Origin of the sequence: Sporosarcina ureae, from assembly GCF_002082015.1 — a bacterium.
Lineage (GTDB): Bacteria > Bacillota > Bacilli > Bacillales_A > Planococcaceae > Sporosarcina > Sporosarcina ureae_A.
Genome location: NZ_CP015109.1, coordinates 2,101,440 through 2,126,976 on the forward strand (window position 1 = coordinate 2,101,440; position 25,537 = coordinate 2,126,976).

19 protein-coding genes and 1 other annotated feature are annotated in these 25,537 nt (G+C 39.8%); of the genes, 16 read left to right on the forward strand and 3 right to left on the reverse strand.

All coding sequences use genetic code 11. The annotated features are described in order from the left end of the window. The first annotated feature begins 140 nt into the window (after positions 1-140). The 7 genes from groL (at position 141) to SporoP17a_RS10370 (ending at position 8,930) form a co-directional block, all read left to right on the forward strand. Positions 141-1,775 carry a chaperonin GroEL gene (gene groL / locus SporoP17a_RS10340; RefSeq protein WP_083034561.1) on the forward strand — a complete coding sequence of 545 codons (1,635 nt, stop codon included), beginning with the start codon at positions 141-143 and terminating at the stop codon, positions 1,773-1,775. Positions 1,776-2,002: 227 nt separating this feature from the next. Continuing rightward, on the forward strand, positions 2,003-3,499 hold the full coding sequence (locus SporoP17a_RS10345) for a carotenoid oxygenase family protein (protein ID WP_083034562.1): 1,497 nt from the start codon (positions 2,003-2,005) through the stop codon (positions 3,497-3,499). A gap of 88 nt (positions 3,500-3,587) precedes the next feature. Further along, the gene (locus tag SporoP17a_RS10350; RefSeq protein ID WP_083034563.1) at positions 3,588-4,292 is read left to right on the forward strand and encodes an alpha/beta fold hydrolase; all 705 of its coding nucleotides are present in this window, start codon (positions 3,588-3,590) and stop codon (positions 4,290-4,292) included. 265 nt (positions 4,293-4,557) lie between these two features. Beyond that, on the forward strand, positions 4,558-5,379 hold the full coding sequence (locus tag SporoP17a_RS10355) for a beta-keto acid cleavage family enzyme (protein ID WP_083034564.1): 822 nt from the start codon (positions 4,558-4,560) through the stop codon (positions 5,377-5,379). A 44-nt stretch (positions 5,380-5,423) separates the two neighbouring features. Further along, entirely contained in the window at positions 5,424-6,857 is a 1,434-nt protein-coding gene (locus tag SporoP17a_RS10360) for an NAD-dependent succinate-semialdehyde dehydrogenase (protein ID WP_083034565.1), read from the forward strand. Positions 6,858-6,884: 27 nt separating this feature from the next. Next, positions 6,885-7,820, forward strand: coding sequence for an amidohydrolase family protein (locus SporoP17a_RS10365; protein WP_083034566.1), 936 nt, complete (start codon positions 6,885-6,887; stop codon positions 7,818-7,820). A 309-nt stretch (positions 7,821-8,129) separates the two neighbouring features. Then, positions 8,130-8,930 carry an IclR family transcriptional regulator gene (locus SporoP17a_RS10370; protein WP_143561091.1) on the forward strand — a complete coding sequence of 267 codons (801 nt, stop codon included), beginning with the start codon at positions 8,130-8,132 and terminating at the stop codon, positions 8,928-8,930. Between the two features lie 95 nt (positions 8,931-9,025). On the opposite strand, the gene SporoP17a_RS10375 is transcribed toward SporoP17a_RS10370, so the two are convergent. Further along, positions 9,026-9,979: an alpha/beta hydrolase gene (locus SporoP17a_RS10375; RefSeq protein WP_083034568.1), complete on the reverse strand. Its 954-nt coding sequence runs from the start codon at positions 9,977-9,979 to the stop codon at positions 9,026-9,028. 276 nt (positions 9,980-10,255) lie between these two features. Here SporoP17a_RS10375 and SporoP17a_RS10380 point away from each other — a divergent pair, with 276 nt between their 5' ends. After that, positions 10,256-11,143, forward strand: a complete 888-nt coding sequence (locus SporoP17a_RS10380; RefSeq protein ID WP_083034569.1) for a stalk domain-containing protein — start codon at positions 10,256-10,258, stop codon at positions 11,141-11,143. A gap of 59 nt (positions 11,144-11,202) precedes the next feature. On the opposite strand, the gene SporoP17a_RS10385 is transcribed toward SporoP17a_RS10380, so the two are convergent. Next, complete coding sequence (locus SporoP17a_RS10385; protein WP_083034570.1) at positions 11,203-12,573, reverse strand: alanine/glycine:cation symporter family protein; 1,371 nt, start codon at positions 12,571-12,573, stop codon at positions 11,203-11,205. 294 nt (positions 12,574-12,867) lie between these two features. Then, positions 12,868-13,107 (forward strand) — a binding site (T-box leader). Positions 13,108-13,164: 57 nt separating this feature from the next. Here SporoP17a_RS10385 and SporoP17a_RS10390 point away from each other — a divergent pair. Next, positions 13,165-14,751 carry a 2-isopropylmalate synthase gene (locus tag SporoP17a_RS10390; protein ID WP_083034571.1) on the forward strand — a complete coding sequence of 529 codons (1,587 nt, stop codon included), beginning with the start codon at positions 13,165-13,167 and terminating at the stop codon, positions 14,749-14,751. 529 nt (positions 14,752-15,280) lie between these two features. Here SporoP17a_RS10390 and SporoP17a_RS10395 read toward each other — a convergent pair. After that, positions 15,281-16,645 carry a sigma-54 interaction domain-containing protein gene (locus SporoP17a_RS10395; protein WP_083034572.1) on the reverse strand — a complete coding sequence of 455 codons (1,365 nt, stop codon included), beginning with the start codon at positions 16,643-16,645 and terminating at the stop codon, positions 15,281-15,283. 353 nt (positions 16,646-16,998) lie between these two features. Here SporoP17a_RS10395 and SporoP17a_RS10400 point away from each other — a divergent pair, with 353 nt between their 5' ends. The 7 genes from SporoP17a_RS10400 (at position 16,999) to SporoP17a_RS10430 (ending at position 25,419) form a co-directional block, all read left to right on the forward strand. Further along, positions 16,999-18,276 (forward strand): IS110 family RNA-guided transposase, encoded by a 1,278-nt coding sequence (locus tag SporoP17a_RS10400; RefSeq protein ID WP_083030644.1) that lies wholly within the window; start codon positions 16,999-17,001, stop codon positions 18,274-18,276. A 386-nt stretch (positions 18,277-18,662) separates the two neighbouring features. After that, positions 18,663-19,697, forward strand: a complete 1,035-nt coding sequence (locus SporoP17a_RS10405) for an NAD(P)/FAD-dependent oxidoreductase (RefSeq protein WP_083034573.1) — start codon at positions 18,663-18,665, stop codon at positions 19,695-19,697. A 24-nt stretch (positions 19,698-19,721) separates the two neighbouring features. Beyond that, the gene (locus SporoP17a_RS10410) at positions 19,722-19,970 is read left to right on the forward strand and encodes a ferredoxin (protein ID WP_083034574.1); all 249 of its coding nucleotides are present in this window, start codon (positions 19,722-19,724) and stop codon (positions 19,968-19,970) included. 43 nt (positions 19,971-20,013) lie between these two features. After that, on the forward strand, positions 20,014-21,108 hold the full coding sequence (locus SporoP17a_RS10415) for an aromatic ring-hydroxylating oxygenase subunit alpha (RefSeq protein WP_083034575.1): 1,095 nt from the start codon (positions 20,014-20,016) through the stop codon (positions 21,106-21,108). After that, complete coding sequence (locus SporoP17a_RS10420; RefSeq protein ID WP_083034576.1) at positions 21,101-22,546, forward strand: aldehyde dehydrogenase family protein; 1,446 nt, start codon at positions 21,101-21,103, stop codon at positions 22,544-22,546. The genes SporoP17a_RS10415 and SporoP17a_RS10420 overlap by 8 nt, the downstream gene beginning before the upstream one ends. A 17-nt stretch (positions 22,547-22,563) precedes the next feature. Beyond that, positions 22,564-23,646, forward strand: coding sequence for a tartrate dehydrogenase (locus SporoP17a_RS10425; RefSeq protein ID WP_083036024.1), 1,083 nt, complete (start codon positions 22,564-22,566; stop codon positions 23,644-23,646). Between the two features lie 123 nt (positions 23,647-23,769). After that, positions 23,770-25,419, forward strand: a complete 1,650-nt coding sequence (locus SporoP17a_RS10430) for a BCCT family transporter (RefSeq protein ID WP_083034577.1) — start codon at positions 23,770-23,772, stop codon at positions 25,417-25,419. The last annotated feature ends 118 nt before the right edge of the window (positions 25,420-25,537 follow it).

Consider the following 25,537-nt stretch of genomic DNA (forward strand, 5'->3'; position numbering starts at 1 on the left):
CCGAAATATAGTTGTAACTATTTAAGTAGATGTTGGGAGGAATTTAATTCTTACCGGCATCTACTTAAATTTTATGTCGTTGTATTTAAATGAAACGCATTATTGTACTCATTTTGGATCAAGTAAGGAGGAGTCCAGTCATGGCGAAATATATGAAGTTCGAAGAAGACGCACGAAAACTTATGTTACAAGGAGTTGAAAAAGTAGCGAATGTAGTAAAAGTAACACTTGGCCCCAAAGGTAGAAATGTCGTTCTACAACAAGAAGTAGGCCCCCCTTTAATCGTAAATGATGGAGCAACCATTACTAAGGAGCTGAAATTCGAAAATCCTTTTGAAAATATAGGTGCACAGTTACTGATCCAAGTGGCGTCACAAACGAATGTCGTCGCGGGTGATGGAACAACGACATCTACTGTATTGGCTGAAGCAATGATCAAAGAAGGATTGAAAAATATTATTGCAGGGGCCAATCCTGTATATGTCCGAAGAGGAATTGAAAAAGCATTGACTGTTGCGACTACAGAGTTACAAAAGCTATCAAAAGAAGTGGGGGGTAAGGACTCGATAGCCCAGATTGCCACGGTATCTTCGGGTGACGGTAAGATTGGCGATATTATTGCCGAAGCGATGGAACATGTGGGTAAGGACGGAGTTATTACTCTCGAAAAATCAAGAGGATTTACTATTGATCTTAAAGTAACGGATGGAACACAGTTTAATCAAGGTTATAGTTCTGCACGTATGGTAACTGACGAGAGAAAAATGGAAGCAGTTTTAAAAGATCCATATATCCTAATTACCGACTACAGTATTAACAAGATACAAGACGTATTACCAGTGATTGAATTTACTATTGAAAAAAACAGGCCGCTTTTAATTATTGCTGAAAACATTTCAGAAGAAGCTATTGGAAGTATTATCTTTAATAGAATTAAAGGAATTTTCGACGTTACAACAATTAAAGCTCCAGGTTTTGGCCAGAGACAAAAGGCTATGTTAGAAGATTTAGCTATCTTAACTGGAGGTCAGGTTATTACGAAAGATTTAGGGTTAGATTTACAATCAATGACTATGGAGGATCTAGGCTATGCAGAGAAAATCGTAGTTTCGAAAAGTACTACAATAATTATTGGCAGTGGCGGCAAACAAAGTGACATTGAATCACATGTGAATTCTATTTATGAACAACACAATAACTCATCTATGAATCCTGAAGATCAAAAGTTCTTAAGAGAACGTTTAGGCAAATTGGCTAACGGTATTGCAACTATTCAAGTCGGGGCATATACAGACGCGGCACTACAGGATCAAATGCTTCGTATTCGTGATGCATTAAGTTCTACTCACGCTGCCGTAGAAGAAGGAATTGTACCTGGCGGTGGCGTCGCATATTTAAATATTTACAAAAAAGTAATTAAGCTCTTAGACACAACAACTGAAGATGAGCATGTCGGAGTGAAGCTTTTTTTACGAGCGCTTGAAGAACCAGTCCGCCAAATCGCTTTAAATGCAGGATATCTAAATTCGTCAGTACTTGTAGAACGTTTGAAAACGGAAAGTGATGGGGTTGGATTTGATGCACTTAGTGGCGAATGGGTAGATATGTGGGAACAAGGAATTGTTGATCCTACTAAGGTGACACGTACTGCACTTCAAAATGCTTCATCTGTTGCAGCGATGTTTATTACAACGGAGGCTAGTATTGTAATTAAGCCGGGTGATGAGGATATGTATTCTGATGACATGAGTGATATGGTTCATCATCATCATTAAAATCTATATATTTCTTAGAGACTAATCGAAAATTAACTAATTTGCTATCTTATCAGACTATTTAGGTTTTTGTATTGATTAAACAATAGAATAAGTTTACAATTTAATTAACACAAAAGATATTTATTTCCGTATAGGGAATTCTTATGAAAGCGTAACCATTAAATGAAGAAGAATTTTGCAAACGGTTTATTATAATCAATTCCAATATAGAAAGGGAGATCAACATGATTAAAGTTGAAAATGAAGTCAAGTTAACAATTGCCGAGGATGAAACAAATCCATTTTTACTTGAACACTTCGAATCCGTTGGGAAAGAGTACACTGCGACAACTGAAAGCTTAGAAGTAATTGGAGAGATTCCGAAAGACTTAAATGGGATTTACGTTCGTAACGGACATAACCAAGTACATGCGCCGATGGGTATTTATCATCCCTTCGATGGAGATGGCATGATTCACGCAGTACATTTTGAAGATGGAAAAGCTACTTATCGTAACCGCTTCGTTCGTACCACTGGATTTTTAGCGGAGGAAGCTGCTCAGAAGTCACTTTGGTCTGGTATTTTAGAACCCCATTTAACTACACGTCAAGGTTGGGGAAGCATGGGGACAATGAAAGATAATGCGGGTACAGACGTTATTGCGCATGGCGGTAAATTATTAGCGTCGATGTCACAGTGTAGTGAAATCAATCGTATGGATCCAGTCACGTTAGAAATGCTTGAACCAGATGCATGGAATAACACGGTTGCACCACAAGGTATTTGTTCACACTTTAAAGTAGATAACGATACTGGAGAATTAATGTTCTTTAACTTCAGCGAAACATATCCCTATATGAATTATGGCGTTGTAGGACCTGATAGTGAATTGAAGCATTATGTTCCAATCGATTTACCAGGTATACGTTGGCCGCATGATCTTGGAGTCACAAAAAATTATTCGATTCTTCATGACTTACCATTTATATTTGATCCGAAGTTATTGGAAAAAGGAGAACGTAAAGTAACATTCTTCGATGATATGCCTGCTAGATTTGGTATCATCCCACGTCATGGAACAAACGAAGACATTAAATGGTTTGAAGCAAAATCTTGTTTCATTTTACATTTATCGAACTGTTACGAAGATGGCGATAACGTTATAATGGAAGGTTGCGTAACATTTAATCCAGGAAAACCTGAAGTAGGTAAACAGGGCAACAATGCAACGGATAAAATTAAACAAGCTATGAATAAGACAGCCACAGAATACAGAATGTATCGTTGGACATTCAATTTAAAGACAGGGAAAACGAAAGAAGAGTTCCTAGACGAGGAAGCAACGGAATTCCCTGTGGTTAGTAATGATTATGTCGGTAAAAAGTATCGTTATAGTTATAATTCAACGTTGAACTCAGATATAAATAAACCTTGGTATCTAACTGGGCTTATAAAATATGACTTACAAGAGGGTACAAGTCAAAAGTATGAATATGGTGAAGATCGTTTAGGAAGTGAACCACATATCGCACGACGTACAAATGCAGTGGAAGAAGACGATGGCTACTTAATCACACTAGTAACAGATTTGAAGAAAAATCAATCTGAATGTCTAATTCTTAATGCAAGCGATTTAACACAAGGACCAGTAGCGAGAATTATTTTACCGCACAGAATTCCAACTGGTGCACATGGAGCTTGGGTCGAAGAGGCGCGAATTAAAGGGGAATTAGTTATATAAAAACAGCAACCCTCACTTTTTTATAAAAGTGGGGGTCAACTATAAATTAGCATGATGAAATTAGTTTTAATAGAGAAGGGGTAAGAAGATGCCTGAATATGCGGAAAATCTAGTTTTAATTCCTGGTTTAAATAACACAAAACAAACGTGGGATGGGGTATTGGAGGCACTACCAAAGTCAATTAATGCTTTCCCGGTAGACGTCCCTGCCATCCCTAACATAGATGAAATAGCTAAAGAATTGTTGAAAGACTTACCAGAAAGATTTCACTTAATCGGTCATTCATTTGGCGGTTTTGTGGCTTTATCCATTCTTGCCAACGCTCCAGAAAGAGTATCAGCACTTTCGTTAGTGGGGACCAATGCACAAGCAGATAGTGAAGCGGGAAAAGAGTTTAGAAAAAAAGCGATTGCAAGAGTGGAAGCCGGTGAATATGAAGAAATGGTAAATGCTTCAGCCCATCGTACATTCCACCCCGATAATTTAGATAATACTAAACTACAAGAAATCCGTGAACAAATGCTAAAAGATTATGGTCCGGAGCGCTATATTGCACATGCAAAAGCAATAATGGAAAAACCAGATCGAAGTTCTTTGCTGGCTAATACAGATATTCCATACTTATTCATAGCAAGTAAGGATGATGTAGTCGTTCCGTTAGAAAGTACAAAAGCCATGTTGAAGGATGCTCCTAACGCGGAGTTTAAAACAATTGAAGGAACAGGACACTTAGCACCACTTGAACAACCAGAAGCCCTTGCAGAATTGCTGTTACCTTGGTTAGAGAAATAGACAGTGTATATTTTATAAAGAAATATGAGGATTAGCGCGTAATAATATGTCAGTAATTTAATTAGTTATATGATTTCATTGGAGACTAATTCCATGATTTGCTTATTGCAAACTATCCAACCCATATAAAAGAGATGAGTCATTCATTGTTAAAATACTAAATCATCATAGTAGGAAATGATGACTCTAACCAAGAAAGTTTTACATCGCTTGTTTGTACGTAGTAAGAAAGTAAATGAATATAATTATTTAGGAGTTGTCTATAATGGAAAAACTAATTATTACCGTTGCACCTACAGGAACTGGCACGACAAGAGAAGACACACCGTATCTTCCCCTTACACCAAAAGAAATCGCAGATGAGGTACATCTAGCTTATGAAGCAGGCGCGGCAATTGCGCACATGCATGTCCGTGATGAAGAAGGTAAACCCTCGATGGACAAGGAAATCTATCGCGACTTAGTAGAACGTGTGAAAGAAAAATGTGGTAATGAACTTATTATTAGTTTAACTTCTGCAGGTAAGCATGGAATTTCAGATGAAGAGCGTTTAGAGTTTTGTGATCTCTCACCTGATTTTGGTTCATTAGATGCAGGTTCACTTAACTTGAAGAATTTCGTGTTTATGAACTCTCCTCAATTTTTAGAAAAGCTTGCTAAAAAGATGCAAGAAAATAATGTGAAGCCAGAAATTGAAGTATTTCACCCTGGAATGATTTCTAATGCTCAAAAATTAATTGATGCAGGTTTAATTACGGGTTCATTACATTACTCAATCGTATTAGGGGCGGATGGTGGAATGCCTGCAACACCTAAAAGTTTACTTTACTTTTTAGATTCACTACCTGAAGGTGCAAGTTGGGGAGTGGTTGCTTTTAAAAACCAATTAGCTATGAATACGCTAGCAATAAGCCTTGGAGGGCATGTTCGTGTAGGTATGGAAGACTATGCTTATATTAGACCAGGTGTATTAGCGAAGACAAATGCCGAGTTTGTTGAACAAATTAAAAAAATTGCTCATGAATTTGGACGAGAAATTGCTACACCTGCAGAGGCAAGAGAAATGTTACTTGGAAGCAATAACTAAAGAGACATTCGAATAGAGTAGGAATTCATAATAGGAGTGACAAAATGTATATAAATGGAAAATGGTTGAGAACAGAATCTGAATTAGAAATAAAAAATCCTGCAACAGGTGAAGTGGTTGATACTGTTTACTTAGTAGGTGAAGAAGAAACTAAACAGGCTATTGACGCAGCCACAGATGCTTTTCCTTTATGGTCAGGACTGACATCAGAAGATCGTAGCAAGCATATCCATAACGTTGTTGCAAAGTTGGAAGAAAAAAAAGAACATCTTGCTCAAGTAATTACGAAAGAAATGGGTAAATCCATTCACAATGCGAGATATGAAGTAGGCAGTACAATATCATTCTTCAAATGGTATGCAGAAGAAGCTCGTCGTGTCTACGGCGAAGTCATGCCTATATCTGCAAAAAATAAACGTGCTCATGTTATTAAACAACCAGTGGGCGTAGTTGCAGCCATTACTCCTTGGAACTTCCCTTTATCTATGGGTGCAAGAAAGCTGGGTCCAGCGCTGGCAGTTGGTTGTACGGTAGTATTAAAACCATCTTCCGAGGCACCGCTATCATCACTTGAGTTATTCAAAATATTTGATGAGGCAGGATTACCAAAAGGTGTCGTTAACTTAGTGATTGGAAAGTCGGAAGAAATTGCTAAAGTAATTATGGAAAGTAAAGATGTGCGGAAATTAACATTCACAGGATCAACTAATGTCGGAAAACAACTAATCCGTCAATCGGCTGATACAGTGAAACAAGTATCCATGGAATTAGGTGGCCATGCACCATTTATAGTTTTTGACGATGCAGATCTTGATTTAGCCGTTCAAGGTGTCATGGGAAGTAAGTTTGCTTCTAGCGGTCAACAATGTGTATGTACAAACCGTGTATATGTTCAAGAAGGGGTATATGAAGAATTCTCAGAGAAATTCAAAACCGCTGTCCGTAATATGAAAGTCGGCAATGGATTAGATGAGGCAAATCAAATGGGCTCACTTGTTAATGAAAAGGCAGTACATAGTGTACATAGTCAAGTAGTTGACGCAGTGGAAAAAGGAGCAAAAGTACTTGTTGGCGGTAAAAGACTCGAAGAAGATGAATATTCAAATGGGTACTTTTATGCGCCCACAGTTTTAGGAAATGTAACTGAGGATATGGATATTACTAAAATAGAAACATTTGGGCCTGTAGCTCCATTAATTTCATTTACTTCAGAAGCAGAAGTTATTCAAAAAGCAAATGATATTGAATATGGCTTAGCATCTTATTTTTATACAAATGACTTGTCGCGTACACACCGTGTTTCCGAGAAACTAGAGTATGGCATGGTCGGAGTGAATGATCCAGCGCCATTCTCCATGCAAGCGCCATTTGGTGGGATAAAGGAAAGTGGTCTAGGACGCGAAAGTGGTAAGTATGGATTAGAAGATTATTTAACAACCAAAGCCGTATCTGTCATGTTTAATACAGAAGAGCAGTAATTACTTATTGGAAGGTTGAATTTATCAATGTTTGATGTTCATTCGCATTTTATTCCGGAAAAGGTCCTTCAATGGGTAGAGCTAAATCAAGACAAAGTGAATGCGCGTTGGGTTAGCAAGGGAGAAAATCAACCTGACTTGATGATTATTAATGATAAGTGGGCATTTACTTTATCAGAAGCCTTTATTAATGAAGATTTACATCGTTCTGAGCAAATAAAGGCTGGTATTCAACATACACTCGTGTCACCATTGCCACAACTGTTCTTATATGACTTTCCACCAGAAATCACAGCAGAACTATCATCTATATATAACAGAGAAATTATGCATTTAGTAGAACGAAATAAAGATGTATATTCTGGATTGGCAACTATTCCACTTAATGATCCCGAACTTGCTGCAAAAGAATTAAAATGTGCAATGGAAGCGGGTTTAAAGGGAGCAATCATCGGTACAGGAGTATCGGAATTACTATTAACTGATAGCTCGTTTTTGCCGGTATGGGAAGAAGCGGATCGTTTAGGTGCTATTCTCTTTATTCATCCATTGCTCAGTGAAGATCGTCGTCTTGAAAAAAGAAGGATGTCTACGCTAAGTGGTGTACTTTGGGAAACGACAGTTTGTAGTACGGATATTTTACTAAGTGGTTACTTAGACAGATTTAGAAATGTGAAAATTATTTTAGCGCATGGCGGTGGCTTCTTGCCTTACCAGATAGGACGTTTGAACAGAGGGTATGAACAATGGGATGACGTTTCTCAGGTTTTGAAAGCACCACCAATTGATTATCTAAAACGATTTTGGTTTGATTCAGTTTTATGGAATAAGGAAGCACATGATTATCTACTATCTATCGTGGGTGTAGATCGGGTATTACCGGGATCTGACTTTCCTTTTGAAATTAGTGAGTTTCCGCCAAATCACTCAGATCAAACAGCATGGAAAAAACTGTTTTTGTAAGATTCTAAGTGAATGAATATTCTTGTTGTCATAAAAACCACAGAGTGCTAGACGAAAATGAGGATTTAATGTGTTATTACTATTAAATCCTCATTTTAATTACTTCTTATTTAATTCAATACAGCCTGTCTATCTTATAATAATGTTTATATATTGGTGTAAATAAGAAATAATTCAACATAATTAGTATTTTGTTAATCCTTCTTATACCTGTCATGGATAAAAATTGTTATTGAATAGTGGTTCAGAATAGTGAGGATATATGATACACTAACTACTAATAAAATATTAAAGTTGGAGGATACAAACTTGAAAATTTTGGAAAGCGAGAGCAAGCCAAGTCAAGTACCTGCGCTAGATTCTTCAATAAAGATACTTGAATTATTGGCAACACAGGGTTATCAGCACGCAAAGTTAACTGAGATATCAGAAGCGACTGGTATCAACGTCAGTACATGTTTAAGAATTTTGAGAACACTTGAAAAAAAGAGTTACGTTGTGTTTTCCAGCAATTCAAAAGAATATTCATTAGGTACACCGTTAATCGCATTAGGTAACCGCGCTCGAGAAGTTAATGATTATATAGAAGTAGCTAGTGGATATTTGAAAGAATTAGCTAAAACAGGCTCAACTTTTGTTTTAGTAAAAAGAGTTCGTAAATCACATCTTATGTATGTAGCAAAAGAAGAGCCTGATCTGAAAGTACGGCTAACCGTTTCAGCAGGTGATTCATTCCCGATTACGGCTGGTGCACTCGGTAAATGTTTTTACTCATATTTAGACGAAGAAGATGCTAAAAACGTTTTAAATGATGTCATGTTGAATGAGCACTTAAAGAAGTACACGGAGAAATCGGTTATTACAAAGCAAGAATTGAATGCGCAAAAATCAAAAATCCTCGAAGAAGGTATAGCTGAAAGCCATGAAGAGTATTCATTAGGTATATCAGCATATGCATGTCCAATATTTGATAGCAAAGGAAATATCATATTGGGATTGGGCACATATATTCCCACTTCATTAATTAATCAAATTGGGATAGATGATATTAAAGAAACAATGAAGTCATCTGCAGAAGAAATTACAAAAGCGATCAATACTCTAGTTTAATATAGAATCTATAAGTTATAGTATAAATGAGAACAGTAAAATACACCCTCGAGTTTAACATTTAGTTAGATTCGAGGGTGTATTTTGATGGAAATTTAATAGGTTAGTTCATTAGTATCTGACGTTTCGTCTATTGTGCTCAAATGTTCTTTAAACCACGTAATCGCTTCATTACTGTACACCTCAAATTTTTCCAAGTAAGGCGTAAAATGATGTCCGTCAATTATCTTTAGTCTTTTAGGCTCTTTTGCATCTTCAAAAGCGTTAACTGCTAAATCAGTCGGTGTAATCGTATCATCACCTGCAACTAGCAGCAAAAGTGGTGTAGGTGAAATCAAAGAAATAAAATTACCAGGATTATATGAACGCGACAGTTCGATCGAACGAATTGTCACTTCATTTTTCCAATTAGGTGAAAGTGCACCACTTGATAAATACCAATCAACAGAATCTTTGTCTGTATATATACCTTCATCTTCCTCAAATTCAGGGACGATCTTACGGTATGTCGGCTCTCCGCCTTGCATACGTGCTTTCCGATCCTCATAAAAACTATTTAATAATGCTGGTACATCAATAGGTGAGACTCTTCTTGCAGAAGACTGAGAACCACTTATAGTAGGTACCTGAGAGACAATACAACGCACTCGTTTATCCATAGCTCCTACCATTAATACGTGTCCGCCACTATAACTAGAACCCCATATACCGATTCTGGTACTATCGACTTCCTCTAATGAACTCATAAAAGTAATAGCGTGTTGGTAATCAAGGACTTGTTCATACGGGTTAATTTCTTGTCGCGGATATCCATCACTATCCCCAAAGTTCCGGTGATCATACAAAAGAACCGCAAATCCATTACTTGCAAACTTTTCAGCGAACTTATCTACGTACATTTCTTTTAATGATCCATAGCCGTGCGTCATTATAATACCAGGAAGACTTACGTCAATACTTTGTGGTGAGTAAAACCAACCTCTTAATGTAATTCCTTCCGCATTAAACTCTACAAACTTTTTATTAAATGAATGAACGTGCTTACTCAAATTAATTCCCCCAATACCTAATAAAATAAAGTTATCGTTAATTATACTTATACACTATATTTCCGTGTCTGTAAACTGTTTTCATATATAAACTATAATAATCAAAAATATTATATCTCCATAAGACTATTCGAAGTGTATTAAATTTACTATAGAGATGGTTAAGTAATCGTGTAGAAAAACAAAATACGCATTTAAGAAATCATGCTTATTGTAACCTTTCCTAATCCCATACGAACTACTATTTAGAACCTACAGTAAGGAGCAGATTTATTTATGAAATTGTATAATATTGTGCCATTTGTGATGTCGGTATTGCTTGTTGCTGGGGTGGCGGTACCTGAAGCGGTGGGTGCGAAAGAGGAAGTGAAAGCTGAAGTGACGTCGGATGAAAAAGCATTTATTAAAGTAGAAGGAACTATAGACGTGATGGAGAAAAGTGATGAGTTAACTCTCTATACAATTAAAGGCGGAGACGATTCTCCTGTTTTGGCTATTACCGAAGAAACAATAATTTTCGATAGTTCCGGTAAAAAGACAGAATTAAAAAAAGGAGACACAGTGTCTGCCTACACCCATGCAGATAAACCAATGATTCTGATTTACCCACCTCAGTACACTCCAGATGTCGTTATTGTTGAAGAACATGAGGCAACCACGGCAGTAGTTGGAATATTTAATGATGAACTGGTGGATCCGTATTTGAAACTGCAGTTGAAGGTGGATGACAGTACAGACATTTCCAGTGCGTCCGGTAATAAAGTGAAGGCTGGGGACTTGGAAGATAAAAACTTATTAGTGTTCTATAGAGAAACCACTCGAAGTATTCCGGCCCAGACAACGCCAGAGAAAATAGTGGTACTAGACGTAAATACAGTAGATGAAGATGCCGCTGTAGAACAGATTATAGAAGATGATCATTATATGGTTGATGGTGTGAAAATGGTACCGCTTCGTTTACTTGCTGAGAAGCTTGGATATGTCGTCGATTCGACGGGCGTTGGTGCGATTGTATCAAAAGGCGCTCCAACCTACACGATTACTCGGGGACAGAAGGAATATGGCTACAATAAATCATTGATGAAGTTTGAAGTGACACCCGAGCTACTCGAACCGAGGAAGACCTATGTACCAGTAGAGCTAATTGAAGAAATGATGAAGTAATCGAATCATATAAAAATAAGACAGGAGTCAGCGGACTTCTGCCTTTTCTGCTATTTACATCAAGATTTCTTTTTCTTTTCCATCGGATAGAGGTTTGTAAAGTAATCATTCGTAATATCCCGTACTTGTCCGCTTAAGAAAAGTACCGCAATCACGTTAGGAATTACTACGATTGCGAGTAATAGATCAAGGAACTTCCAGACGAACTGCAATCCACCAAGTGCTCCAATTATAATAGCTGCGATATATGCGACACGTATGACGATAGAGAAATTAGGCCCGAATAAGAACTCTGCTTGTTTCTCCCCGTAATAAATGATGACTACAATCGTTGTAATAACGAATAAGAATAATACAATGGATATAATAATCCCGCCAAGAGAAGCTCCAAATACCGTACTATACGCTTCTGTCACCATGTTTGCCGCATTGTCTGCGTCAATGACTTCCCACACGCCTGTTGTCAGTATGACGAGCGCAGTTATGGTACAAACAATCAATGTATCCACAACGACTTCAAAAACGCCCCAGAAACCTTGTTTGGCGGGGTGACTATTCACCGCGGCTGCGTGGGCAATCGGCGCGGTACCAATTCCAGCTTCGTTAGAATATAATCCACGGGCGAGACCCCAACGAATGGCCGCAGCTACACCGGCACCTGCGAATCCGCCTGCTGCTGAAATTGGCTGGAATGCATGTGTGAAAATCAAACCAAATGCTGCAGGCACTGCATCAACATGAAAGCCGATAATTAGGAGGGCAGTTAAAATATAGATGACGACCATTGACGGAATTAGACGTTCCGTTACGCGCCCGATTGCTTTAATTCCACCAAATGAAATGAGTCCAACAAATAAGGCGACGAATAGGCCCGTTATAATTGGAGATAAACCGAATGAACCTTCAAGGGTTGTAGCGATCGAGTTAGATTGCACCATAGTGCTTGCCATAACTTCTAACATGAGGGCAAATGCGAAGATATACGCAATCTTTTTCCAGCCGAGTCCTTTTTTTATGTAATACATCGGACCGCCGACGTAATCACCGGCAGCGTTCTTTTCACGATACTTGATGCCGAGCACGACTTCAGAATATTTCGTACCAATTCCGATTAGTGCGACCACCCACATCCAGAAGATTGCGCCAGGTCCACCAAGTGCAATGGCTACAGGCACTCCAACAATATTTGCTGCTCCCATTGTGGAAGCAAGTGCTGAGGTTGTTGCTTGGAAAGGGGTTAGCGTACCATCCCCAGATCCTTTCGACATGATTTTTCCAAAGGTTTGACGAAAAATGTGAGGCATATAACGCAATTGGAAGAACTTCAAACGGATTGTCAGGAACAGTCCGCCTCCTATTAGTAAAATGATGATGGGGAATCCCCATAAAAAATCCGAGGAAGCTTCTACCCATTTCGTAAACACAATCATTAGCACCGACTCCTTTTGTAGTTTGAGATTACTCAACCAACTAGTTAATTTTGTTTCGGTTTACGAATTAGTTGTCTACTATACTAGTAAATGAATGGGAGGTGTGTCAAATAAAAATAGAAATGTATAGCTTTTTGGTACTTGAGTCATTGTTAATAAATATATATCGGATAACATATTTGGCAAAAAGATTTGTAAATACATTTTCTGCAATCAATGGATAGAATACATAGAATTATTTGAAATTGGTTGACAAGCTGCCCAGCACAATGTAGTATTACGTTTAATAGTACATTGCAGACTAGGAATGGAATCAGTAAAAATGTTAAGCGTCTTTATAGAGAGCTGGTGGTTGGTGAAAATCAGCAAGCGCACATTTTGAACTCATCCATGAGTCACTCCCTGAAAGTGCTACAGTAAGGGATGTCGGTTTCCTCCGTTAACGGGATAGACAGTAATAGCTGTCGATAAGTGGATTGGCCAAGTATGGCGAATCAATTAGAGTGGTACCGCGAGTTGAACCTCGTCTCTATATTTCAATATAGAGACGAGGTTTTTTGTGTTTATTTTTATAAAAAGGAGTGTAAAGAGATGAGCAGAAAAATTTGGGTTTTTGATACGACATTACGTGACGGAGAACAGGTACCTGGTGCTAAATTGAATCTTTATGAAAAAGTAGAGATTGCACAGCAATTAAAGAAGCTTGGCGTCGATATAATCGAAGCTGGTTTTCCTGCTTCATCCCAAGGTGATTTTGAAGCGGTCAAGGCTGTCGCGCAGAGAGTTGGCAATACAAATGACATGATGATCACAGCTTTGGCACGCGCAGTGCAGGCAGATATTGATTCAGTATATAACGCAGTAAAGTACGCGGAAAATCCGATGATTCATATGGTGCTAGGTACTTCTGATATTCACGTAGAGAAAAAGTTCAATAAATCAAAGGACCAGATCCTTCAAATAGGTGTAGATGCCGTGAAATATGCAAAGACATTAATGCCTGAAGTACAGTATTCAACGGAAGATGCTTCACGCTCGGAGTTCGAATATTTATGGCATACAATCGAAGCCGTTATGAAGGCGGGTGCGACCATGATTAATGTGCCCGACACGGTAGGTTTTGCAGAGCCTGAGGAATTCGGCGCGATGATTTATAAATTAAATGACCGCATGAAGAACCTGAACCCAGACGTCTTATTAAGTGTTCACTGTCATAATGATTTAGGAATGGCGACTGCAAACACATTAGCAGCAGTCAAGAATGGTGCGGATAAAGTAGAATGTACAATTAATGGCATCGGGGAACGAGCAGGCAATGCAGCGCTTGAAGAAGTGGTCATGGCATTGAACACAAGAAGCTCCATTTACAATGTGAATACACAAATCAATACAAAAGAAATTATGAATACATCTCGTCTTGTATCTAGCTTCATGGGATTGGATGTGCAAGTGAACAAGGCGATTACGGGAGATAATGCTTTTGCTCATTCGTCTGGTATACACCAAGACGGTTTATTGAAATCCCGCGATGCATATGAAATCGTTCATCCCGAAGACGTTGGACTGGATGATATGGAATTGATCTTGACAGCGCGGTCAGGTCGCCATGCGGTGAAAAACGCACTTGAAAAGCTTGGTTTTACGTATATGCAGCCTGAAGAATTTGAAGGGGTATTTGAAGGATTCTTAAAGCTGGCAGACCTTAAAAAAGAAGTATATGATCACGATTTGTATGTAATAGTTGAGAATTATTATGAAAAACATGATAAAGAAAATGTTACGAATTACAGTGATCATTTCTTTGAATTTGAAGATCTGCAAGTCGTCAGCAATTCTAATTTCCCATCTGCTAGCGTCAAGATTCGAAAAGGCGACGAAACTTTCAAATCAAGTGCAGTTGGAACGGGTCCAATCGATGCGCTGTATTCAGCAATTGCTGAAATCACAAAGATTCAAGTGAAATTAATTGGCTATGATATTAGCAGTGTTTCTCGGGGCAAAGATGCGTTAGGAAAGGTGAAAATTACTATCGCGCATGAAGGAGAAAATTATATCGCGAAGGCCGCAGACACAGATATTTTAAAAGCAAGTGCACTGGCCTATATGAATGCGATTAATAGCGTAATCGTATCTGGCCTCAAAGATGCAACTGTGGAACACGCAGTTGCCAATGGGTAACGGACCTCAATGAATGTAATGCAGGACGATAATCAATATATACTTGTGATCTCTTCCAGCCGTGTAGAATGGCTGGGAGTTTTTTTGTTGCAGATCAGTTGCATAACTCGTTATATTGCTCTGGGGTTAACTCACGATAAGTGCGGTAACGTATGCTTTACCAATGTATGTTCTAACCGGAGGGACTTCCCAAGCTATAAACAGTTTTCATTATGGGATCTATGTATAACAAATGTTTAAAAAATGAAAAGGGATTTATAGAAAATACAGACCCCTTAATATAAAAACTACGTCTGAATTTCAGAAAATATTTACAAGAAAGTTGGAAAACCAATTTCACAAGGAATTTGGATGCTCTACTACATAGAAACCTTGCAAGTAAACATCGGAAGAGCGATTGTTGAATTTATGGAGGATAAGTTATGAATGTTGGAGTTACCAAAAAATATAATGGACTACCATTTGAACAATATTATGTCGTCACAAATGGTAGTGTTTTAATTATTATCAGAAACGTTTCTTGTTTCCGTTACTCCTCACTCAGACAATGTTCTCGGATTAGTCTGGATGCTTTGGATTGGCTGATTTGTAGATCAGCGGCCACCCCTCTTGAAGAGCGAAACTTCTGGTACGACCTTCTGACCATCGTTCCTGTCACATTATCCAAAGCGCTTTCCAAAGAATTTGAATAGAGCAATTCTGGAACTTCCTTCACTTTGTCCAAAATTACTTCGGGTAGATCTTCCAATCCAATGACCGCTTCACTCGTAATGACTAAACGTTCCATCAGATTTTCCAACTGACGTACATTGCCCGGCCATGAATAATGATAAAGAACCGTTAGGCAGTCTTCGGAGATTATTTTAGTGAAATTGTACTTATCATTAAACTTACTTAGGAAGCTGTAAACTAAAGGAATAATATCTTCTTTGCGTTCGGCTAATGTCGGTAAATGGATATCGATAACATTGAGTCGATAAAATAAATCCTCACGGAATGTTTTATTATCCACCATTTTTAGTAAGTCTTGGTTCGTGGCAGCGATAATACGGACGTTCACTGTCTTACTAACATTACTGCCGATCGGGATAAACTTCTTATCCTGAATGACTTGAAGTACTTTAGCTTGCAAAGGTAATGCCAACTCCCCGATTTCATCCAAGAATATAGTCCCATTATCCGCCGCTTCAAACATTCCAATTTTCCCTTCCTTTTTAGCACCTGTAAAAGAACCGGCGATATAACCAAAAAGTGCTGATTCTAACAAGTCTTCGGGGATAGCTGCACAATTAACATTTAGGAAAGGTTCATTTCTTCTGGCACTCAATTTGTGCAAATGATAGGCGATGACACCTTTACCAGTTCCGGATTGACCGTGCACCAACACAGTGGAGTCTGTTGGTGCAACCTTTTCACAGAAGCGTAAGATTTTACGCATCTTTTCATTATTCATAATCACCGTATCTGCGAAGTCTTTGTCTACTTCGTTGGATGAGGGTTGTTCTTCAGTTTTTGTTAGTCGTGTGAAATCCTTTATTTCAGTTGCCGTAATCACAATATATTCGATCTCATTATGGTTATTTAGTATAGGGAAAGCCCTAGTCAACAATTCAGCTCCGATATTTGTTTGCTGTCTCATCGACACCGGCATTTTCTTTTCTAATACACGTGGAACGACGGAGGGCGTCCAGTATCCTTCATTAAAAAAGTCATCATTATATCTTCCTACAACATCAGACTTTTTTACTCCGTAATGTTTTTCGCAATTACGATTGACATATACAATTTTGGTTTCTCCATCCAATACATAAATTTCATCTGATGAATAATCCAGTATTTTAAGTAGTGACTCCAAAGATAAATCCATTTTTTCTTGTTTGTTTTCATGAGTCATGCATGATCACCTTCCTACAATTGGTCCGAGTCAATTTTGAGAATATTTTAATATATTTGAATCAAACTCGACTCAATTCTAGCAGGTATTTTATAAAAATACGATAAGAATCTAACTTTCATGCAAGTTTCAAAGATTGGCACGATACTTGCAATAGTATTTACTAACGCGGCAATAGTGAGGGAATGCCCTAATCGCCCCGTAACTATATTCGTATATATAAAATAACAACAAGGAGCATTCCTGTTAGAAGCTTTTTCGGGGACTTGAACACAAAGAGCCCTCTTGGTATGATGCGGGGTGTCAAATCAGCACGAATTGACCCCTAATTTAAATACCAAGGAGGACTCATCATGAATTTTACGCAAAATGCAAAGATTAATCAAGTCACGGATCAGACGCTAGTTATCGGAATGGATATCGCCAAGCGCACACATTACGCCTGCATGGTCGATGAACGTGGCCTGATTCTTAAGAAATCGTTCCCTGTTCATCAATCAAGCCATGGGTTCGAATACTTCTATGAGTGTATTCTAAACGCTAAGAAACAATTTGGTAAAAGTGATGTCATCATAGGTATTGAACCTACCGGCCACTATTGGCTCAACCTGGCTTACTTTCTCGATGATCGGGGCATCCCCCTCGTCGTATGCAACCCCATGCATGTAAAGAAGTCCAAGGAGCTGGACGACAATCTTCAAACAAAGAACGATGCAAAAGATGCCCTCGTCATCGCCCGTTTGGTGAAAGATGGACGTTACAGCTACCCTAGAATTTTAAGGGAGACAGAGGCAGAACTACGGGTTGGTTCGACTTTGAAAGGTAATCTTACTGAAGAATTGAACGCGATAAAAAACAAGATGATTCGCTGGACTGATCGGTACTTTCCCGAGTTCCAAGGAATATTTCCAGCGTTTGGTAAAATGGCGCTAGCCGTTTTGGAATGTACTCCATTCCCATCTGAGATAGTGAATCAGGAACCGTCAGAACTACTGGCAACCTACCGGACGGTAGAGGGGATGAAATCTCCCCAGTTGCCGAAGACAAAAAAGCTCATTGAAAATGCACGTACTTCTATAGGCGTAACAGAAGGACAACAGATGGCCCGTATTGAAATTGCCACACTTGTTCAACGTTATCGCCAACTTGAGAAGGAACTGGCATCGCTTCAAGAACAGCTGACAGCGTTTATTCAAGCTACAGTTGAGTACGAGTATCTCCAAACAGTCCCAGGACTTGGAGACGCAACCATCATTGATTTACTATCAGAAATCGGCAGTTTCTCCCATTACGATCATCCACGCCAATTATTGAAACTTGCGGGATTGACGTTGAGGGAGAATTCTTCCGGACAGCACAAGGGACAGAAACGAATTTCTAAAAGAGGAAGAAGCCAGCTGCGTGCACTGCTCTTCCGTGTCATGATGCCAATGGTGCGGCATAACAAGGCATTTAAACAACTGCACGAGTATTACACAACCAGACAAGTGAATCCATTACGCAAGAAACAGTCCATTGTGGTTCTCTGCGGAAAACTACTGAAGGTACTACACGCAATCTGTACGAAACACATAGCGTTTGACGCTGAGCAAATGATGAAGGACATTCCTAAGCTCGATAGAGCTGCCTAAGCACGACATTCTGAGTGAATGACTAGAAAATTGGATGACACGGAGTAGCCGGCATGATATTTTCCATACGACCAATGAGTCCCTAAAGGAGCTTCGCCAGCCTCCGCCTTATGACTAGACCGAACGAAGGAATGTAGGCGCATTAGACGCCAAGAGACATGGGAGGGTACGTCATCATAAGCTATGCGGAGATCCAGAGTGCATCGTATATTGTATTAGCATCGCAACCAGTATTATCCAGCGATGACCGCGTAGCGTACCAAAGGCTGTTAGAAGATTCACATATTAAATTCAAAACGGTAACAAGTGTGTCAAAAATATATTTTTGGCGCCCTAACAACGGGTCAAACCGTTGATACATCAATATTTATAGAGGGAGGTACAACATGATTAGAACAGCTGAAGTTAGCGACGTAACAATTATTGGGGGTGGACCAGTCGGCCTATTTACAGCATTTTACGCGGGGCTTCGACAAATGTCTGTAAAAGTTATTGAAAGTTTGCCACAACTGGGTGGCCAACTATCGGCACTGTATCCTGAAAAGTATATTTATGATATCGCCGGTTTTCCTAAAGTAAGAGCACAGGAGCTGGTAGATAATCTGATTGAACAAATGAATCAATTTCCGACTACTGTCTGCTTGGATGAAGCGGTAATGCAAGTTGAAAAAGAAGATGATGGCGTTTTCAAACTGACAACAAATAGTGGAGTGCATTATTCAAGAACAATTATTGTCACTGCAGGTAACGGAGCTTTCCAAGCAAGGAAGATGGAGATCGAGAGCGAAGAGAAGTTCCAGGGACAGAATATTCATTATTTCGTTCAGAATATGAATCAGTTCCAGAATAAAAAAGTGGCTTTATTCGGCGGGGGAGATTCCGCAGTGGATTGGGCATTGATGCTGGAACCAATTGCTGAAAAAGCATCCATCATTCACCGCAGAGATAAGTTTCGTGCACATGAACATAGCGTGGAATTATTAAAACAATCTAAAGTAGATCGATTGACACCTTATGTTCCGGTCGAATTGTTGGGTGATGAAAGAATTGAGAAAGTAATTCTAAAACATTCTAAAACACAAGAGTTTTTAGAGCTTGAAGTCGATGATGTACTAGTCAATTACGGTTTCGTTTCATCATTGGGGCCTATCAAGGACTGGAATCTTGAAATAGAGAAAAACTCCATTGTGGTCAATTCAAAAATGGAAACGAATATCGAAGGGCTCTACGCAGTAGGGGATATTTGCACATATGAAGGAAAAGTAAAGTTGATTGCATCTGGTTTTGGTGAAGCACCTGTCGCGGTGAGCAGCGCAAAAGTATATATCGATCCGACAGCAAAAACTCAGCCGTTGCATAGTACCAGCATCATGGGAGAATCGGAAGAAGCTCCAAAGAAAGTGACTGCCGGAGTCAACTGAATATTTTAGATAGGAGGCTAGGAAATGGCACAATATACAATGGTGGAGCGAAGCACGTGCATCGCTTGCGGGGCGTGTAACCCGGTTGCCCCTGAGTTGTTTGACTATACTGCCGACGGATTTGCTTTTGCATTATTGGATGACAATGAAGGCATTACCGAAGTTCCAGAAGATTTGATCGAGGATCTGGAAGACGCATTCGAAGGTTGCCCCACAAATTCCATCAAAATGGCGGATGTACCATTCTCTTGCCAGAGAATTGAAGCTAGTTAATTGATTAATGAACTATAAAATATAACTCTAAGGAGAATGAGAAATGGCTTATAATAAAGTACAGAACGCAACGGAAAGAACATTCGAAAGAACGATGCCTTACAATCTATTTACGGATCCAGAGGTATTGAAAAAAGAAAAAGAAATGATTTTCGCGAAGAGTTGGCAATTAGTCGGCCATGTAAGCCAAGTTGAAAAAAAAGGCGCGTTTTTTACTGCTGAGATTGGCGATGACCCACTTATTATTATTCGGGGAACAGATGAAGTTCTTCGCGCGTTTTATAATGTTTGTCCTCACAGAGCGACGAAATTGGAGAAAAGTGATTCGGGCAAAAAGAAAATTCTACAGTGCTCGTATCATGGCTGGACATTCAAAACGGATGGGGCTTTAAACAAAGCACCGAACTTCCGGAGCGAAGAAGATGCTGCTTGCGTTCAGGATGCGTGCTTGCGTTCCGTTAGAATGGAAGTAATCGAATCCTTAATTTTTGTTAACTTGGATGATAATGCAAAACCATTGGCTGAGTCCTATGGTGATTTCTTCGATCGTCTAGGGAAATTTGAATTCTTGAAGAATCTGCAATTTACTCACAAGAAGTCCCGTCATATTAAAGCAAATTGGAAAGCATTTATTGAAAACTATCTTGAATGTGATCATTGTCACGTAGCGCATCCAAGTTTTATTGACACATTAGACATGGATGATTATCAGATCATTACGTGTGAGAACTATTCAATACAAGGTTCTATGGTGAAGCCTGATAAGCAATATGGAGAAGTAAATTTAGAAGAAGCAGAAATGCAAGGTGGGTCATTCTTCTGGCTATGGCCGAACTTGATGCTTACAATTTATCCGGGACCTGCGAATATGGCAACTATTCAGTTAGTCCCAATCGATGAAGAAAATACTGAAATCGTTTATACGTACTACTTTAGCGAAGACAGCTTGGAAAAACTGACCCAGGAAGAGAAAGACCTGATGACATTTGCGGAGCAAGTTCGCTTTGAAGATATCGAATTGGTTGAATTAGAGCAACTTGGCTTCAAATCACGTGCATTCGAGAAAGGCCGTTACTCACAATCTGAACAAGCAATCGTACAATTCCATGAAATGGTTCTGGAGGCGCTCAATGAATAAACTACTTGATAGAACAACTAATAAACAATTAATGATCAACGGGGAATATGTAGAAGCACCAAGCTATGCTCCACTATATTCTCCATACTCAAATGAAAAAATTGCTGAAATTGCTATGGCGGATCAAGCACTGACGGAACAAGCAATTGAAGCTGCACATAATGCAAGAAAAGTTATTGGAAACATGCCTGCATTTCAACGTGCCGAAATATTGGAAAACGTCGCGAGAATACTAGCTGAGAGAACGGAAGAAGCAGCGACGGTCATTTCAAGTGAATCTGCAAAGCCTATTATGTTTGCAAGAGCCGAGGTTTTAAGAACGATCGAGACATATAAATTTGCTGCAGAAGAAGCAAAACGCATCCATGGAGAAACGATTCCATTTGATGCTGCTTCTGGCGGTGTGGGACGAATAGGATATACACTGCGTGAACCGATCGGTGTAATCGCTGCCATTACGCCATTTAACTTCCCAATGAATTTAGTGGCGCATAAAGTTGGGCCCGCAATTGCTGCGGGAAACCCAATAGTCTTGAAACCGGCATCTCAAACGCCTCTATCTGCCTTATTCATCGCAGAAGTATTTAAAGATGCAGGTCTTCCGCCGGGTGTACTAAATGTTATAATGGGACCAGGGGGTGTCATCGGTGACGTTCTTGTCATGGATGAGCGAGTTAAAATGGTCACGTTTACCGGAAGTCCAAGTGTCGGAATCGGAATCAGCAATAAATCCGGATTGAAGAAGACCACATTGGAATTGGGATCTAACTCTGCGTTGATTATAGATAAGGGCATTGATGTTGACTCTATTATCGATCGCTGTATTATGGGTGCCTTCTCGAATCAAGGTCAAGTGTGTATTTCAACACAACGAATCTATGTCCATGAAGGACTTTACGAAGAATTCACGAGTAAATTTGCAGCTGCTGCTAAACAGTTGAAGTTAGGCGATCCTCTTGCGGAAGATACGTATATCTCATCGTTGATTTCAGAGAAAGAATTGGATCGCACACTTAGCTGGATTGAAGAAACGAAAAAAGGCGATGCAGAAGTCTTGGCAGGTGGTCAGGCGCAAAATGGCGTACTTGAACCAACAATTATTGCCAATGCCGCCCACTCACTGAAAGTTTCATGCCAGGAAGTATTTGCACCAATCGTTGTTGTGAATAAAGTAGAATCTGTGCAGGCTGCTATTGAGCTGGTCAATGATTCCCGCTTCGGACTGCAAGCAGGCATTTATACTAATAATGTACAGCATGCACTTTATGCAACGAAAAATTTGGAAGTGGGCGGCGTAATCATTAATGACGTACCTACTTACCGTGTAGACCAAATGCCATACGGCGGCGTGAAAGAAAGCGGTACAGGACGTGAAGGCCTAAAATATGCAATTGAAGAAATGACAGAAATGAAGCTCGTTGTTTGGAATCAAGGATGAAAGTGGTGAATACTGGAATGAAGACTTATAAGATTGCTGTAATTGCCGGAGACGGTATCGGTCCTGAAGTCATTGATGAAGGGATCAAAGTACTGAAAAAGGTTGCTGAGCTCGACGGTGGTTTCATATTTGATTTTACCTACTTCCCTTGGGGCTGTGAATATTACACCCATGAAGGGCGCATGATGGCTGAAGATGGAATTGAACAACTAAAGGGGTTCGACGCAATCTATTTAGGGGCTGTCGGCTTCCCGGGTGTTCCGGACCATATCTCATTATGGGATCTTCTGTTGATAATCCGTAAATGTTTCGATCAATATGTCAATATCCGTCCAGTGACTTTGCTGGACGGTGCCCATTGTCCTCTGCAAAATGTCGATCGTAATGATATTGATATGCTGTTTATCCGTGAAAACACGGAAGGTGAATATTCAGGAGCCGGAGATTGGCTGTTTAAAGGCCAGGAGCATGAAGTGGTCCTGCAAAATGGTGTATTCTCCCGCAAAGGTACAGAAAGAATCATTCGCTATGCTTTCGAGACTGCTAAAAAACAAGGCCGCAGCCTGACAAGTATCAGTAAAGCAAATGCATTAAACTATTCAATGGTCTTCTGGGATCAAGTATTCGATGAAGTAAGTGCAGACTACCCGGAAGTAAAAACAGCTTCTTATTTAGTAGATGCCGCCGCCATGCTGATGATCACAGATCCAAAACGTTTTGAAGTAGTGGTTACTTCGAATTTATTCGGCGATATTTTAACTGATGTTGGCGCGTCAATCGCAGGTGGAATTGGTCTAGCTGCGGGAGCAAACATTAATCCGGAGGGTACATTCCCTTCAATGTTCGAACCTGTACATGGCTCGGCGCCCGATATTGCAGGAAAAGGAATTGGTAATCCTTTAGCCGCTATCTGGTCTGCGAGTCAGATGCTTGATCATTTCGGTTACGAAAAATACGGCAAAATGGTAGTGGATTCCATTGAGCGGTTATTGGTCGAGGATGAAGTGCTAACACCCGATATGCAAGGAAGCGCTTCTACTTTAGAAGTAGGAGACCGGATTGTAGACATCATAGGAAACTTGAAGTCAGTAAAAGCTTAATATCGATTTAATCGGTGTTATGCAAATAACACCGATTAAAATTTAACAAATGCCTGCTCGTTTGGCTGTGTTGGGGTTTTCGACACATCGACACAAGTAGGTCTTTGAAATGGGAGCGGTAATATGAGAGATAAAAAAACTGTGTTTTATTCTTCATTGGCTGTTAGCTTAGTTTTAATAAGTATCGGTATTTTTGCGCCGAAGCAGCTAGAGAACTTCTCCAATTCCTCACTTAGTTTTATCTATAATAATCTAGGTTGGTTCATTTTGGGAAGCGTTTTCATTTTCTTCGTTTTTTGTATTTATATCGGGATGTCCAAATTCGGTCATATTCGGTTGGGAGATGATGACGATCGGCCGGAATATAAGACGGCCACTTGGATTGGTATGCTATTTAGTGCTTCTATAGGAATCAGCCTTGTCTTCTGGGGAGTTGCAGAACCAGTTTCCTACTACATCGATCCTCCCTTTGGAACCGGTTATTCGGAAGAAGCTGCAAAAACAGCAATGCAATTCGTTTTCCTGCATTGGGGTGTTTCGGCATGGGCCTGTTATGCAGTGATCGGCGTATCATTAGCATTTTTCCAGTTCCGGAAAAAGCTGCCTGCCTCTTTAAGTTCCGTCTTTTACCCGTTGGTCGGCGATAAAATCCGAGGAACTTTCGGTAAAACCATCGACGTCATTGTCATTCTATCCATCGTCATTGGGATTGCGACTTCGCTCGGCTTCGGAACATTGCAAGTCAATAGCGGCATGAATTACCTCTGGGATGTGCCGATTGGCATTTCCACACAAGCGATCATCATCATAGCCGTTAGTATGATTTATGTGGTATCAACTGTTTCCGGTCTTCAAGGGGCGATGAAGCATCTATCAAACTTGAATATGTTACTGGCGTTCGTTTTATTGGGGTTGGTGCTTATCTTTGGTCCGACACAGATGATTATGAAAATATTCTTCCAAGGAATAGGTGATTATGCCCAGAACTTCATCAGCATGTCTTTCCGTACGGAGCCATATGGAGACGGTTCGTGGATTTCCAGTTGGACGTTGTTCTATTTTGGCTGGTGGATCGCATGGGCTCCGTTGGTCGGCAGCTTTGTAGCCAGGATTTCGAAAGGCAGAACGATAAAGGAATTCATGTTCGGTGCGATTTTCATCCCAGTATTGGGATCTTTCACTTGGTTTTCGGTCATGGGCGGCTCGGCGATTGCGTTCATCCAGAATGCGGGCGAGACTGCAATTGCAACTGCGGTGGAATCCGACATTACATCGGCACTGTTTATATTTTTTGAATACTTTCCGATGAGTGTATTTTTGAGTATTTTAGCCATGGTGCTAGTCATTGTTTTCTTTATCACTTCCGCAAACTCAGCGGTATTTGTACTTGGAATGATTAGTGAAAATGGCAATCCGAATCCATCACATCTGACAAAGATCGTATGGGGAGTGATCATCGCAGCTATCTCTGTCGTGTTGATCATGACAGGCGGCTTAGCAGGACTACAATCGGCTCTCGTTGCCACAGCAATTCCAATCGCAGTCTTGATGCTTTTCATGTGCTACTCAACATTTATCGGGTTAAAAGAAGAGGCTGCAATCATTTCTGGGGGAGAAGCGAAGGAGAAGGTGGAACTATCTAAAACGGAAAAGCCGGAAAGGCTGGAAAAGCTGGAAAAGCTGAAAAAGCCGGAAGAGATGAAGAAAGAACCGGTCATCTTAGCAGAAGTGGAAGAGACGCGGGAAGAGAAAACGTTAGTCACGAACAAGTGATTTTTCTAAAAAAGCCGTAGGTGAGTCATAGCAATTGTAAGCGTTAACACTCATTGGTAAAGTAAAAGATTAAATGAAAAGGGTTGTTCCGAGAGTTCATAATAAGGAACAGCCCTAT

Bases quoted from the DNA above. Each gene is read 5' to 3' on its own strand.
- groL (WP_083034561.1), top strand. From the start codon at position 141: ATGGCGAAATATATGAAGTTCGAAGAAGACGCACGAAAACTTATGTTA.
- SporoP17a_RS10345 (WP_083034562.1), top strand. From the start codon at position 2,003: ATGATTAAAGTTGAAAATGAAGTCAAGTTAACAATTGCCGAGGATGAA.
- SporoP17a_RS10350 (WP_083034563.1), top strand. From the start codon at position 3,588: ATGCCTGAATATGCGGAAAATCTAGTTTTAATTCCTGGTTTAAATAAC.
- SporoP17a_RS10355 (WP_083034564.1), top strand. From the start codon at position 4,558: ATGGAAAAACTAATTATTACCGTTGCACCTACAGGAACTGGCACGACA.
- SporoP17a_RS10360 (WP_083034565.1), top strand. From the start codon at position 5,424: ATGTATATAAATGGAAAATGGTTGAGAACAGAATCTGAATTAGAAATA.
- SporoP17a_RS10365 (WP_083034566.1), top strand. From the start codon at position 6,885: ATGTTTGATGTTCATTCGCATTTTATTCCGGAAAAGGTCCTTCAATGG.
- SporoP17a_RS10380 (WP_083034569.1), top strand. From the start codon at position 10,256: ATGAAATTGTATAATATTGTGCCATTTGTGATGTCGGTATTGCTTGTT.
- SporoP17a_RS10385 (WP_083034570.1), bottom strand. From the start codon at position 12,573: ATGATTGTGTTTACGAAATGGGTAGAAGCTTCCTCGGATTTTTTATGG.
- SporoP17a_RS10390 (WP_083034571.1), top strand. From the start codon at position 13,165: ATGAGCAGAAAAATTTGGGTTTTTGATACGACATTACGTGACGGAGAA.
- SporoP17a_RS10395 (WP_083034572.1), bottom strand. From the start codon at position 16,645: ATGACTCATGAAAACAAACAAGAAAAAATGGATTTATCTTTGGAGTCA.
- SporoP17a_RS10400 (WP_083030644.1), top strand. From the start codon at position 16,999: ATGAATTTTACGCAAAATGCAAAGATTAATCAAGTCACGGATCAGACG.
- SporoP17a_RS10405 (WP_083034573.1), top strand. From the start codon at position 18,663: ATGATTAGAACAGCTGAAGTTAGCGACGTAACAATTATTGGGGGTGGA.
- SporoP17a_RS10410 (WP_083034574.1), top strand. From the start codon at position 19,722: ATGGCACAATATACAATGGTGGAGCGAAGCACGTGCATCGCTTGCGGG.
- SporoP17a_RS10415 (WP_083034575.1), top strand. From the start codon at position 20,014: ATGGCTTATAATAAAGTACAGAACGCAACGGAAAGAACATTCGAAAGA.
- SporoP17a_RS10420 (WP_083034576.1), top strand. From the start codon at position 21,101: ATGAATAAACTACTTGATAGAACAACTAATAAACAATTAATGATCAAC.
- SporoP17a_RS10425 (WP_083036024.1), top strand. From the start codon at position 22,564: ATGAAGACTTATAAGATTGCTGTAATTGCCGGAGACGGTATCGGTCCT.
- SporoP17a_RS10430 (WP_083034577.1), top strand. From the start codon at position 23,770: ATGAGAGATAAAAAAACTGTGTTTTATTCTTCATTGGCTGTTAGCTTA.